We start from the raw sequence: 12,434 nt of genomic DNA, 5'->3' as shown, positions 1-12,434 counted from the left end.
AGGGTGTGGGAGAGTAGGACACCGCCGGACACAACCACAAAGGGATGGCCCCGAGCAACGACGCTCGGGGCCATCACCGCATCAACACCACCACAAACACCAACAACCCCCACCAACAACAGCCCCCACACCCGGGGGCTGTTCCTGTTTAACAACCCACCACTCCCGATCGGTACCGCAACACAGCAGTGCCGACTCTCAGACCCGTCGGTACATCACGTGAAGCCCGACCAGGCCGTCGACGGGGTGGTCGAAGGCCTCGGGGACTGTTCCGATGACCGCGAACCCGAGCGACTGCCACAGATGCACGGCCGGCCGGTTGGCGGCGACGACGGCATTGAACTGGATGCCGTGGTAGCCCTCGGCACGGGCCCACTCGATGACGTGTTCGCCGAGGCGCCGGCCGGTTCCGCGATTGCGGTATCGGGGGTTGACCAGGAACGATGCGGTGGCGATATGGCTGCCCCGGCCGGGCCTGTTGGGGCCCATTTTGGCTGAACCGATGATGGCCCCATCCTCAACGGCGACGACGGTCTGCCCAGGTTCGGTCTCCATCCACCAGGGACGCGCTTCGTCGAGCGTCTGTCCGGCGGGGAAGGCATACGTGAATCCCTCAGCCATGATGTCGCGGTAGAACTCGTAAATCGCGGGCCAGTCCTCGTCGGTGGCTTTCCTGATCTCCATGGCGCCACCCTAGCCGAAAGAGCCCTGGCCGAAAGGGAAGGGGTGCCGCCGTGAGAACGGCGGCACCCCTGGCGCTGGCAGCGATTCCGTGCAGGAAGACTCTCTGATGCGGCTCAGGGGCGCGCTTGTCCGCCCTGCAGGTACACCGTGGTGGTGTGGGTGAAGAAGTCGCGTGCGGCCTGGCCCTGCTCCTTGGGGCCGTACCCGCTTTTCTTCGCCCCTCCGAAGGGGACGTGGGGATCGGCGCCGGCCGATTCGGAGTTCACATGCAGCACACCGACGTCGAGGGTTTCCAGGCCTTCCAGCGCCAGGGTGAGGTCCTGGGTGAACAGGGCTGCCGAGAGGCCGAACTCCGAGTCGTTGGCGAGTGCGAACGCCTCCGCCGGGTCCGCTGCCCGTCGCACGGTGAGGACGGGGCCGAAGAGCTCCTCCCGCCATACGGGCGCCTCGCCGGCGATTTCCAGGACCGTGGGCGCCACGAAGTGCCCTGCTGCGGGGACGTCGGCTTCGGGCCCGCCCACCAGGAGGTGGGCGCCGTCGGCGATCGCCTGCCGGACGGAGTACAGGATGGAGTCGCAGGCCTGAGCGGTGATGACCGGGCCGAGGTCGACGTCGTCGTTCAGCGGATTGCCGAGACGCAGCGCGCCGACCCGGGCGGCGAGGCGTTCCAGGAAAGCGTCCGCGATGGATTCTTCGACGATCAGGCGGGATGTCGCGGTGCACTTCTGTCCGCTCGAGCGGAAGGCGCCGAGCAGGACCTGGTCCAGGGCCAGCTCCAGGTCCGCGTCGGCGAGGACGATGGCCGCGTTCTTTCCGCCCATCTCCGCTTGGACCGGGACGCCACGGGTGGCGGCTCGTCCTGCCAGGGCTCGGCCCACCCCTGTCGATCCGGTGAAGCTGAGGCCGTCCACCTCGGGGTGGTCCACAAGAGCATCACCCAGTGCTCCGGATCCGAGGACCAGGTTGAGTACCCCGTCGGGAAGCCCCGCCTGGTCGAGTGCCTCTGCCAGTCGCAAGGCGAGCAAGGGCACGGTGCTGGCAGGCTTCCACACCACGGTGTTGCCATGAACCAGTGCGGGAGCGATCTTCCAGGCCGGAATCGCGATCGGGAAGTTGAAAGGCGTCACGATCGACACCACGCCCAGCGGCTTCCTAGTGACCAGGATCTGCTCGCCCGCCCGGGGGGAGTGGAAGACCGTGCCGGCCTCGCGCTCCGCTTCGGCCGCCTGGTACCGGAACACCTGCGCGGCCCGGAGCACTTCGCCCCTGCCCTCGGGGAAGGTCTTGCCCTCCTCGCGTGCCAGCTCCGAGCCCCAGGCGTCGGCCTGGTCCTCGAGCACGACGGCGGCGCGCAGCAGAACGGCGCCGCGTTCGGCGACAGGGGTACGCGCCCAGCCCGCACCCGCCGCGCGTGCGGCGGCGACGGCGTCGTGCACCTGATCTTCGGTGGCCTGGCGTCCAGAGGCGATCAGCTCGTCCGGGCGGCTCGGATTCCAGCTGTCCAGCGGTGCTCCCGCGCCCGTGACCCAGGCCCCGCCGATGAAACTCCGCAGGTCGATGCTCATCTCAGTCCTCCAGGAATCGTCGCTGCTCAGCGGAAGGCCGGGACACCGGTGATGTGGTTGCCCAGGACCAGGGTGTGGACCTCGTCCGTGCCTTCATAGGTGCGGACGGATTCCAGATTATTGGCGTGCCGCAGCGGCGAGTAGTCCAGAGTGATGCCGTTGCCGCCCAGGATGGTTCGGGCTTCGCGGCAGATCTTGATGGCCTCGCGGCAGTTGTTCAGCTTGCCCACGGAGATCTGGTGCGGTGCCAGTTTGCCGGCATCCTTCAGGCGGCCCAGCTGGGTCGCGAGGAGAAGGCCCTTGTTGATCTCCAGCGCCATGTTGACCAGCTTCTCCTGTGTCAGCTGATAGCCGGCCAGGGGGCGGTCGAACTGGAGGCGCTGCTGGGAGTACTCCAGCGCCGCGAGGTAACTGTCCCGGGCGGCGCCCATCGCACCCCAGGCGATCCCGTAGCGGGCCTCGTTGAGGCACTCGAACGGGCCACGCAGGCCCTTGGCGCCGGGCAGGAGTGCCGTGGCGGGGAGCCGGACCTCGTTCAGTTCCAGGTCGCACTGGACCGAGGCGCGCATGGACAGCTTCGGCTGGATCGGGGTGGCGGTGAAACCCGGGGTGTCGGTGGGGACGATGAAGCCGCGGACGCCGTCGTCGGTCATGGCCCAGATGATCGCGATCTGCGCGAGGGTGGCCAGGCCGATCCAGCGCTTGGAGCCGTTGATCACCCATTCCTCGCCTTCCTGGCGGGCGAAGGTCTTCATGCTTCCCGGGTCGGAGCCGGCGGTCGGTTCGGTCAGACCGAAACAGCCGATGATCTCGCCGGCCGCCATGCGGGGGAGGTACTCGTTCTTCTGCTCCTCGCTGCCGTGCTTGTGGATGGCGCTCATGGCGAGAGACCCTTGCACGCTCACGAACGTGCGCAGGCCCGAATCGCCCGCCTCCAGCTCCAGCGCGGCGAGACCGTACTCCACCGCGGTCCGGCCCGGGCAGCCATAACCCTTGAGATGCACACCGAGCAGACCCAGCTCCGCCATCTCCGGGATGATCTCCACCGGGAACACGGCGTCCTCGTACCAGCGCGCGATGCCGGGCCGGATCCGCCGGTCCACGAACTCCCGGACGGTGTCCCGGAAGGCCAGTTCGGCGGGGGTGTAGAGGGAGTCGATGTCGACGAGGTCGTAGATGCTCATGGTCTCTCCGTGGGGTGTGACGGCGGTCATGGGCACCACGGTACTGAGCAGATCCCCAGCCTTCATTGGTCAGTTTGTCTCGGCTACAGTGAGTTCTGGTTGAAACGACCACACTCCGTCGAGGAGCCGTCACCCGGAGCGCAAGGAAGCGACACGATGATCAGCCTGGCCCACCTGCAGACCTCTCTGGGCGCGCGGCTCGCCACCCTCGACGGCAAGCCGCCGGCGGCACGGAACGTCTCCGGTGTGCACATCTCGGAACTCGACGACCCCACGCCCTACCTCGAGGGCGGAGAACTGTTGCTGACCACCGGTATCCCCTTCCGCGGCCCGGCTCATCGGACGGCCGAGTATGTGGCGCGTCTCGGTGGTCACGGGGTGTCCGCCCTCGGGCTGGGCCTCGGAGCGGGGCTCAATGAGGTTCCGGGGGCGCTCGTCGAGGCGTGCCGTGAACGGGGTGTGGAACTCCTGATCGTGCCGGATGGTGTCCCCTTCATGGATGTCTCCCGGGCCTACTGGGACCTCGTTGCCCGGCTCGGCCAGTCGGATCTGGTCGCGAGCCTGGGCACGCAGACCGCGCTCGCCCGCGCCGCCGCCCGGCCCGATGCTCTCGCCTCCGTGGTCCGTGCGCTGGCGCAGGCGCTCGGTGGCTGGGCGGCCTACCTGCCCGTCGAGGACGCCCCTCCCACTGTCTGGCCGGACAGCACGCGTCCCCTCCTGCCGCAGCTCAGACAGGAGACCGCCCGTCTCAATCTCCGAGGTCTCAGATCGGCCGCGACGTTCCAGGTGCACGGCGCCGACGTGGTGGCGCACCCCGTCCTGGTGGGTCAGCGGATCGCGGGTGTCCTGGCCATCGGTGCGGGCCGCACGCTGACCCGTGCCGACCGTCAGGTGATCCAGACGGTCTGCGTGCTGCTCTCGCTGAAGGCACAGCAGGACGAGGAGGCGGACCGTCGCACGAGTCTGCTCCATGCGGCGGTGGCCCGCCTGCTCATTGGAGGCCATCTCGAGGCCGCCCGGCTCCTGGCGGGGGATATCGGGGTCGCCCTGCCTGCGGGCCGGATCCGCGTGCTTCTCCTGGACGGCCTGCCGGAGGGCGCGACGGACCGGGAACTTTCCGTCCTGCTCGGGACGCTGGACGGCGGACTGTCGATCGAGGCGGGAGCGCTGCGGCTGCGCTGCACGGAAGGCGAGGCGGAGATCTGCCTGCTCGACGACGACGCCGCGCGGCACCCGGCCGACCGGTCGCCGGGGGAGGGCGCCGGCGTCGTCGTGCGGGCAGTGTTGAGCGCGCCCCTCACGCCGGCCCAGGTCCCCGGACGCGTCGACGCGCTGCGGGACCTCCTGGCGCAGGCCGCGCCCGGTGCATTGACCCGGCCCCCGGTGAGCCCGCTCGACCCTCGCGCCTCAGGGTGGGTCGAGACGCTGCGCGCCCAGGAACGGGGGGATCTGCTCGCGACCGTCCAGTGCTATCTCCGGAACCGGGGCCAGTGGGAGCCGGCGGCGCGGGAGCTGGGGATCCACCGGAACTCGCTGCGGCACCGGATCGGGATCGCACAGCGGCTCCTCGGCGCGGAACTCGATGATCCGGACGTGGCGGCGAACCTCTGGCTCGCGCTCAGAGTTTCCTGACGCAGGGCCGCCTGAGTTCAGGATTCCTGAGCTTGCTCAGGAATTCAGCCACTCCCGCAACTGCTCCGAATGCTCGCCCAGCCTCGGCGGCGCCTGGGTGGGTGCGGGGAAGGCCGGGGTCCACGAGATCGGGTGCCGGAGCTGGCGTCCCACCGTGGCGCCTGACGCGTCCTGCACGTCGATGGTGGGGCGGAGTCCCAGTTCTTCGGCGTAGGAGATCCCCTCGTCGATCCCGGACACCCGTCCCGCGGGGATGCCTGCCGTGGTGAAGGCTTGTTGCCACGCCGCGGCGGTGTCCGTGGCCAGCGCGGTTTCCAGGTGGCGGGTGAGCTCTTCGCGGTGGGCCACCCGGGCCGAGTTGGTGCTGAATCGTACGTCCTCGGCGAGGGTGTCCAGCCCGAGCAGCGTCGCGAGCCGGACGAACTGCGCGTCGTTGCCGCACGCCACGGCGAGCGGGCCGTCGGCGCAGTTCAGGAGCTGGTACGGCGCGATGGAAGGGTGATCGTTCCCCATACGGCCGGGGACCACTCCGGCGCCGAGGTACGCCTGGGCCTGGTTTGCGAGCGCGCCCTGCAGGCTGGAGAGCAGGTTAACCTCCAGGTGTGCGCCACGTCCATCGCGGTGCCGCGCGGTGAGCGCCGCCAGAATGCCCAGGGTGGCGTCCTTGGCGGTCAGGACGTCGACGAGCGCGACGCCCGCCTTCATGGCAGGGCCGTCCTGCTCGCCCGTGATGCTCATGAGGCCGCCGAGGGCTTGGACGACGAAGTCATAGCCCATGAGCCCCGCGCCGCCTGCGCTGCCGAATCCCGAGATGGAGGCGTAGATGAGTCCGGGATTCTCCGCGGAGAGTTCCTCGTACCCGAGACCGAGACGGGCCATGCCGCCCGGTTTGAAGTTCTCCACCAGCACGTCGGCACGGCGGGTCAGCTCGCGGGCGAGGCGGAGGTCGTCCGGATCACCCAGATCCAGGCAGAGGGACTGCTTGTTCCGGTTGACGCTTTCGAAGTAGGTGGAGCCGGTGGCGGAGAAGGGCGGTCCCCAGCTGCGGGTGTCATCCCCGGCGACGGGGCGCTCCACCTTGATGACGGTGGCTCCCAGGTCGGCGAGGGTCATGGTCGCCAGGGGGCCGGCCAGGACGCGGGAGAAGTCGGCGACGAGGAGCCCTTCGAGGGGCAGAGTGCCGTCCGGTGCCGTCATGAAAGCCGTCCTCTCGAGTCATCCAGGCGGGGAATGAAGCCTGCATCACACCTTAGGGAGTGCCTCGCCGGGGCCGCAGTGGGCGAAAGCGACGGGCTCTGGACGGATCATCCAGTGTTTCGTCCGTGTGACAGTTTCAGAAAATTTTTGAACGTCATTCATAAATCCTCTTCCCTTCGAGGTGATGGGCGACTATCGTCTCGATGTGGCGTAGAACACATTTCGCCCCGTGGCCGGAACGTCACCCGGCAGAATTCCCGGACCGGTCCGCCGGTCCGGCCGAACCTTCCGGTCACTCCGGGCGGCCTCCGCAAGGAGCCGTCCGCCTCCCCACAAGAAAGTCTCCCCAAGATGTCCCAGAACACTCCTCGCCTCAGGCGAACGCTCGGCCTCTGGTCAATCGTCGGCCTCGGCGTCGGCTACATGACGCTCACCACGGTCTTCGACACCTTCGGGATCGTGTCCGAAGAGACCAATGGCGTCGTGCCGACCGCCTACCTGGTGGCCCTCGTCGCCCTGCTCTTCACCGCCATCAGCTACGGCCGCATGACGCGGGTCTTCCCCTCCTCCGGCTCGGCGTTCACGTACACCTCGGAGACCATCCACCCGAATGTCGGCTTCCTGGTCGGCTGGACGTCCCTCATGGACTACCTGCTCCTGCCCCTCGTGAACGCGCTGATCGTCCGGACGTACCTGACCTCCCTCTTCCCGGATGTGCCGGAATGGATCTGGGTGGTGCTGTACGTCGCCATGATCACCTTGCTGAATCTGTGGAGCATGACCAGCACCTCCCGCATCAACGGCCTTCTGGTGGTGTTCTCCACCGTGCTGATCGTGGTGTTCCTGGTCCTGGCCTGGAACGCCCTGCAGAACGGCGCGGGCACCGGCACCCCGTTCACCACGCAGCCGTTCTTCCACGACGGCGTGGACACGAGCTCCGTGATCGCCGGCGCCACCGTGGTGTGCTTCTCCTTCATCGGCTTCGACGCCATCACCATGTACTCCGAGGAAGCCAAGGACGCCAACACGGTGCCCCGGGCCATCGTCATCGCCCTGCTCATCGGCGGCCTGGTCTTCTTCGTGGCCGCCTGGTTCAGCCAGGCGACGTTCCCCACGGTGGAAGGGTTCGAGAACACCGACGAGTCCCTGCTCCCGCAGATGGCGCTCAAGGTGGGCGGGCAGTTCTTCCAGATCCTCTTCACCGCGGCATCCTTTGCGGCCGCCGTCGCTTCCAGCCTGTCCTCGCACGCTTCCGTGTCCCGCATGATCTACGTGATGGGCCGCAACGGCAAGGGCGCGGTGTCCCGCTTCTTCTCCTTCATCCACCCGAAGACCCACACGCCCTTCAACGCCATTCTGTTCGTCGGCGCCGTGTCGCTGCTGGCCATCCCGCTGTCCCTGGACTTCGTGGCCTCCATGATCAACTTCGGCGCCTTGATCGCGTTCACCTTCGTGAACGTCACGGTGGTGGTCTACTTCGTGTTCATCAAGAAGGACCGGAAGGGGCCGGCGGCGATTCTCCGCAACATGGTCCTCCCGGTGATCGGCATGATCCTGACCGGTGTGCTCTGGTACTTCCTGTCCGACGAGGCACGTCTGTATGGCGCCATCTGGCTCGGCGCGGGCTTCGTGGTGCTGCTGGTCATCACGCGGCTGTTCCGCCGCCCGCTCAGCGTTCGCATGGAGGACGAGGAGATCGCCGAAGTCACGGGCGAGGAGCTCGGTCAGGCGACTCGCTGACCGTCGTCTCCTGACACCGGCCGGTTCCCGCCTGGGGTGCCGGAGAGACTGCCGGGGCATGCTGCCGAGCATGCCCCGGCAGTCGTGTGTCCGGCGTCGGGCGTCCGCGGAGTGGCGCGGCTCACGGCCCTCCCGTCGCCTAGAATGGAAGGGATTGTGCCGGGCGGAGTCCCGGGGAAAAACCAAAGAGGCGAAGAGATCGACTGCGTGCGGCGCTGGTCGGCTCGCACAAGGAGGAATCCACCATGGCAGAGCACGACGGCGGCCGGCGAAGCGGCCGGAATTTCGGCCCCCAGGGCAACCGCAAGCCTTTCGGCGACCGCAACTCCCGGGACGGCGAGCGTCGCGGTGGCTTCGGCGATCGCAAGCCCTTCGGGGACCGTCCGCAGCGCGACGGTGATCGCCCTCAGCGTGATGGCGAGCGCCGTCCCTACGGCGACCGCAAGCCTTTCGGTGACCGTCCCCAGCGTGATGGCGAGCGCCGCCCGTATGGTGATCGTCCCCAGCGTGATGGCGAGCGCCGCCCATACGGCGACCGCAAGCCTTTCGGGGACCGTCCGCAGCGTGATGGCGAGCGTCGTCCCTATGGTGATCGTCCGCAGCGCGAGGGCTATGGCCCGCGCCGCGATGACCGCCGCGATGACCGCGGTTCTTTCGGAGAGCGTCGTTCCTTCGGCGACCGTCCGCAGCGCGACGGTGAGCGTCGCTGGGAGGACCGCGGCGACCGGAAGCCTTATGGCGATCGTCCCCAGCGTGACGGTGAGCGTCGTCCGTATGGTGACCGCAAGCCCTTCGGTGACCGTCCCCAGCGTGATGGCGAGCGCCGGTGGGAGGACCGCGGCGACCGGAAGCCGTACGGCGACCGCCCGCAGCGTGACGGTGAGCGTCGCCCGTACGGCGACCGTCCGCAGCGCGAGGGCTACGCCCCGCGCCGCGATGACCGCGGTTCCTTCGGCGACCGCCCCCAGCGTGATGGTGAGCGTCGTCCGTATGGTGACCGCAAGCCCTTCGGTGATCGCCCACAGCGTGATGGTGAGCGTCGCCCGTATGGCGACCGCAAGCCCTTCGGCGACCGTCCCCAGCGTGATGGTGAGCGTCGCTCGTATGGCGACCGCCCTCAGCGCGAGGGCTACGGGCGCGACCGTGATGACCGCCGTGATGACCGCCGTCGTGATGACCGCGGGGGAGAGCGCCGCTGGGAGGACCGCGGCGGCAGCCGCCGTGACGATGACCGCCGCTCGTTCTCGCGCCGCGACGACGCCGGCAACGGACCTCGCGACTCGTACGGCCGCTCGATCAACCCGGCCGATCTGCGGTCGGCCAACCGCCCGGACCGCGAGCGTTCCCCGGAGATCGACGAGGACGTCACCGGTCGCGAGCTGGATCGCGGCACGCTCGGTGAGCTCCGTTCCCTCGAGAGCCGCAACGGTATGTTCGTCGCACAGCACCTGGTGATGGCAGGTCGCTACCTGGAGGAGGACGCCGAACTGGCCTACCAGCACGCGCTCGCCGCGAGCCGCCGCGCAGGCCGTCTGGCGTCCGTCCGGGAGGCTGTCGCGGTCACTGCCTACACCGCAGGCCACTACGCCGAGGCGCTCAGCGAGTTCCGCACCTTCCGCCGCATCTCCGGCTCCAATGTGCACCTTCCGCTCATGGCGGACTCCGAGCGTGGCCTCGGCCGTCCGGACAAGGCGCTGGAACTGGCCCGCAGCGAGGACGCCCAGGATCTGGACGCCCCGGGCAAGGTTGAGCTCGCGATCGTCGCCTCGGGCGCCCAGGCGGACAAGGGCGACTTCGCCGCCGCCCTGGTCGAGCTGGAGATCCCGCAGCTCGACATCAACAGGGCCTTCTCCTACAGCCCGCGCCTGTTCCGCGCCTACGCCGACGCTCTCGTCGCTGCGGGCCGCGAGTATGAGGCTGCACGCTGGGCCCGCCAGGCACTGGTCGCCGAGGAGGCACTCGGCGTCGGGCAGTTCGCCGAGCCCGAGATCTTCGATCTGGTGGGCGACGACGAGGAAGAGGAGCGCCGCCACGCCTCCTCCGAGGAGAACGACGCGGATTCCGAGGACGACGCGGACTCCGACGACGAGACCGAGACCGGCTCCGAGGACGAAGACGCAGACTCCGACGACGAGACCGACGATGAGACCGAGGTCTTCGTCGACGAGGCTGACGGCCTGGTGGAGCAGCCCGCGCCGGCTGACCCTGCCGACGATTCCGCCGAGGAGCCGGACAGCGGTTCCGAGGGCGAGTCCCAGGACCGCTGAGCATGACCCTGCCGAGCTCCTCCGTGCTGATCGACCGCTTCGACGCGATCCTCTCGGATCTGGACGGTGTGGTGTACGCCGGGCCGTCCGCAATTCCGGGCGCCGTCGAGGCGCTGTCCGGTCTCGCGGATCGGGGAGTGGGGCTGGCGTATGTGACGAACAACGCCTCCCGCTCCCCGGAGCAGGTCGCTGAACACCTGCGGGAGCTTGGCGCTCCGGCGACCGCCGAGCAGGTCGTCACCTCTCCGCAGGCGGCCGCGAGACTCCTCGCGGAACGTCTGGCGCCGGGCTCCAGGGTCCTCATCACGGGCAGCACGGCGCTCGCCGCGGAGGTCTCGGCCGCGGGTCTCGAACCGGTCTGGAAGGCCACGGACGAGCCTCACGCCGTGGTCCAGGGTTTCGACCCCGGGCTCGGCTGGAAGGACCTCGCCGAGGCCTCCTACGCCGTCGCCACGGGCATCCTCTGGGTCGCGACCAACACGGACCTGTCGATCCCGCAGGCCCGCGGCATCGCGCCGGGGAACGGGACCCTGGTCGCCGCCGTGCAGGCCGCGACGGGGGTGACGCCGGTCGTGGCGGGCAAGCCGGAGGTCCCGCTGTTCCACGCGGCCGCCGCCCGGCTGTCGTCCTCGCGGCCCGCCGTCGTCGGTGATCGTCTCGACACCGACATCCTGGGCGGCAACCGCGCGGGCTTCGCCACGATCCAGGTGCTGACCGGCGTCAACACGGCGCGGGACGCGCTGAACGCGCTCACCCTGGAGCGCCCCACCCACCTGATCGCGGAGCTGGGTGCGCTGTACCGCCCGTATCCCGAGACGGTGCACGACGACGGCGCGTGGCGCGTCGGTGAGGCGTCCGCCGTCGTGGAGGGGGACCGCGTGGTGGTCACCGCGGAGGAGGACTCGCTGGACGGCTGGCGTGCCGCCTGTGCCGCCTGGTGGTCCGCCGTGCCCGAGACGGAGGCCGCCACCGACCCCGAGCTGGTCTGGCGCACTCGCTGAGGCGCCGGGCCGCCGGCGGCCGTGCGACGTGACGCCGTGACCCCTGACCTCGTTACGATGGGGACTGATGGATGCCGAGGAGATCACCGTGGATGAGCACGCGGACGACGGGATGAGCGCCGACGGGATGGGCCCGGTGCAGGACCCTGCCGTGGCCCAGGTGCTGTCGGCCCTGGAAGAACTGGAGAACGCCCCCTTGGAGGAACACCCCGCCGGGCTGGACCGCATCCACGACGCGCTCGGTTCCCTCCTGGACGGCCCTCTGGTGCCCGGGATCCAGCCACGATGACCCGGCTCGATCAGGAACTCACCCGTCGCGGTCTGGCCCGTTCCCGCACGGAGGCGGCCCGCCTCATCGCCGCGGGACTCGTCAGCAGCGCCGGCCAGGTGCTGGCGAAGGCCTCCGTGAGCGTGACGGAGGAGACCGAGCTGCTGGTCGCGGAGAGCGGCATCACGGAATTCGTCTCCCGTGCGGGCCACAAGCTGCGGGGCGCTCTGGACGCCTTCCCGGAGGTCTCAGCCACCGGCAAGCGGTGCCTGGACGCCGGCGCCTCGACCGGCGGGTTCACGGACGTCCTCCTGAAGGCCGGCGCCCGGGAGGTCGCCGCCGTCGACGTCGGACATGACCAATTGGTCGAGGAACTGCGGCAGGATCCTCGGGTGCACGTCTTCGAGGGCATGAACGTGCGGTACCTCCAGGCCTCCGACATCGGGGGAGAAGCCTCCCTGACCGTCGCTGATCTGTCGTTCATCTCGCTGACCCTCGTCATGAAGCCCCTCGCCGCGTGCACCTCGCCGGGCGGCGAGCTGGTGCTCATGGTCAAGCCCCAGTTCGAGGTCGGCCGGGAGCGCCTGTCCCGCACGGGCGTGGTGAACAGCACGGAGCAGCGCCGCGAAGCGGTGGGCCGGGTGGCGCAGAGCGCCGTCGACGCCGGGCTGGTGCTCCGAGGACTTGCCGAAAGTCCTCTGCCGGGCCAGGACGGGAACCACGAGTACTTCCTGTGGCTGGCGCGCCCGGACGGTTCGGATGCTGTGCCTGCCGGAAGCGACATGCCTAAGATCGACCCAGGTGATGTCACCGCTCCGGTCCGGTCCGGAGTTACGGTGGCGGAACTCCTCACAACCATCTGGCCGGCGCACCAGGCCGGGCCGAAACACTAGGAG

11 protein-coding genes are annotated in these 12,434 nt (G+C 69.2%); 6 read left to right on the top strand and 5 right to left on the bottom strand.

What is annotated here, in order from left to right:
* Positions 1 to 198 precede the first annotated feature (198 nt).
* The 3 genes from AB6732_RS08780 to AB6732_RS08770 all read right to left on the bottom strand — a co-directional run bounded on the left by AB6732_RS08780 (position 199) and on the right by AB6732_RS08770 (position 3,463).
* Positions 199 to 684 (bottom strand): N-acetyltransferase family protein, encoded by a 486-nt coding sequence (locus AB6732_RS08780; protein ID WP_370959564.1) that lies wholly within the window; start codon positions 682 to 684, stop codon positions 199 to 201.
* Between the two features lie 113 nt (positions 685 to 797).
* Positions 798 to 2,249, bottom strand: a complete 1,452-nt coding sequence (locus AB6732_RS08775) for an aldehyde dehydrogenase family protein (RefSeq protein WP_370959563.1) — start codon at positions 2,247 to 2,249, stop codon at positions 798 to 800.
* A 26-nt stretch (positions 2,250 to 2,275) separates the two neighbouring features.
* Positions 2,276 to 3,463, bottom strand: a complete 1,188-nt coding sequence (locus AB6732_RS08770) for an acyl-CoA dehydrogenase family protein (RefSeq protein ID WP_370959562.1) — start codon at positions 3,461 to 3,463, stop codon at positions 2,276 to 2,278.
* Positions 3,464 to 3,589: 126 nt separating this feature from the next.
* Here AB6732_RS08770 and AB6732_RS08765 point away from each other — a divergent pair, with 126 nt between their 5' ends.
* On the top strand, positions 3,590 to 5,065 hold the full coding sequence (locus AB6732_RS08765; protein ID WP_370959561.1) for a PucR family transcriptional regulator: 1,476 nt from the start codon (positions 3,590 to 3,592) through the stop codon (positions 5,063 to 5,065).
* Between the two features lie 36 nt (positions 5,066 to 5,101).
* On the opposite strand, the gene AB6732_RS08760 is transcribed toward AB6732_RS08765, so the two are convergent.
* The gene (locus AB6732_RS08760; protein ID WP_370959560.1) at positions 5,102 to 6,262 is read right to left on the bottom strand and encodes a CaiB/BaiF CoA transferase family protein; all 1,161 of its coding nucleotides are present in this window, start codon (positions 6,260 to 6,262) and stop codon (positions 5,102 to 5,104) included.
* 351 nt (positions 6,263 to 6,613) lie between these two features.
* Between AB6732_RS08760 and AB6732_RS08755 the strand changes: the two genes are divergently transcribed.
* The gene (locus AB6732_RS08755; RefSeq protein ID WP_370959559.1) at positions 6,614 to 8,002 is read left to right on the top strand and encodes an APC family permease; all 1,389 of its coding nucleotides are present in this window, start codon (positions 6,614 to 6,616) and stop codon (positions 8,000 to 8,002) included.
* Here AB6732_RS08755 and AB6732_RS08750 read toward each other — a convergent pair.
* A complete protein-coding gene (locus tag AB6732_RS08750) occupies positions 7,987 to 9,450 on the bottom strand; it encodes a hypothetical protein (protein WP_370959558.1) in 1,464 nt (487 codons plus the stop codon). The genes AB6732_RS08755 and AB6732_RS08750 overlap by 16 nt on opposite strands.
* 6 nt (positions 9,451 to 9,456) lie before the next feature.
* On the opposite strand from AB6732_RS08750, the gene AB6732_RS08745 reads away from it, so the two are divergent.
* From AB6732_RS08745 to AB6732_RS08730, 4 genes are all read left to right on the top strand, one after another.
* Positions 9,457 to 10,269: a hypothetical protein gene (locus AB6732_RS08745; protein WP_370959557.1), complete on the top strand. Its 813-nt coding sequence runs from the start codon at positions 9,457 to 9,459 to the stop codon at positions 10,267 to 10,269.
* A gap of 2 nt (positions 10,270 to 10,271) precedes the next feature.
* Positions 10,272 to 11,270 carry an HAD-IIA family hydrolase gene (locus AB6732_RS08740; RefSeq protein WP_370959556.1) on the top strand — a complete coding sequence of 333 codons (999 nt, stop codon included), beginning with the start codon at positions 10,272 to 10,274 and terminating at the stop codon, positions 11,268 to 11,270.
* 67 nt (positions 11,271 to 11,337) lie between these two features.
* Entirely contained in the window at positions 11,338 to 11,559 is a 222-nt protein-coding gene (locus AB6732_RS08735; RefSeq protein WP_370959555.1) for a hypothetical protein, read from the top strand.
* A complete protein-coding gene (locus AB6732_RS08730) occupies positions 11,556 to 12,431 on the top strand; it encodes a TlyA family RNA methyltransferase (RefSeq protein ID WP_370959554.1) in 876 nt (291 codons plus the stop codon). Before AB6732_RS08735 ends, AB6732_RS08730 begins: the two co-directional genes overlap by 4 nt.
* Positions 12,432 to 12,434 lie beyond the last annotated feature (3 nt).

The organism is Arthrobacter sp. RCC_34 (genome assembly GCF_041360795.1).
Lineage (GTDB): Bacteria > Actinomycetota > Actinomycetes > Actinomycetales > Micrococcaceae > Arthrobacter_E.
Note: the sequence above shows the minus strand (reverse complement) of the source record. Positions and strands in the feature narration are given on the sequence as shown.

Coding starts and splice junctions, on each gene's coding strand:
- AB6732_RS08780 (WP_370959564.1), bottom strand. CDS start 684: ATGGAGATCAGGAAAGCCACCGACGAGGACTGGCCCGCGATTTACGAG.
- AB6732_RS08775 (WP_370959563.1), bottom strand. CDS start 2,249: ATGAGCATCGACCTGCGGAGTTTCATCGGCGGGGCCTGGGTCACGGGC.
- AB6732_RS08770 (WP_370959562.1), bottom strand. CDS start 3,463: ATGACCGCCGTCACACCCCACGGAGAGACCATGAGCATCTACGACCTC.
- AB6732_RS08765 (WP_370959561.1), top strand. CDS start 3,590: ATGATCAGCCTGGCCCACCTGCAGACCTCTCTGGGCGCGCGGCTCGCC.
- AB6732_RS08760 (WP_370959560.1), bottom strand. CDS start 6,262: ATGACGGCACCGGACGGCACTCTGCCCCTCGAAGGGCTCCTCGTCGCC.
- AB6732_RS08755 (WP_370959559.1), top strand. CDS start 6,614: ATGTCCCAGAACACTCCTCGCCTCAGGCGAACGCTCGGCCTCTGGTCA.
- AB6732_RS08745 (WP_370959557.1), top strand. CDS start 9,457: ATGGCAGGTCGCTACCTGGAGGAGGACGCCGAACTGGCCTACCAGCAC.
- AB6732_RS08740 (WP_370959556.1), top strand. CDS start 10,272: ATGACCCTGCCGAGCTCCTCCGTGCTGATCGACCGCTTCGACGCGATC.
- AB6732_RS08735 (WP_370959555.1), top strand. CDS start 11,338: ATGGATGCCGAGGAGATCACCGTGGATGAGCACGCGGACGACGGGATG.
- AB6732_RS08730 (WP_370959554.1), top strand. CDS start 11,556: ATGACCCGGCTCGATCAGGAACTCACCCGTCGCGGTCTGGCCCGTTCC.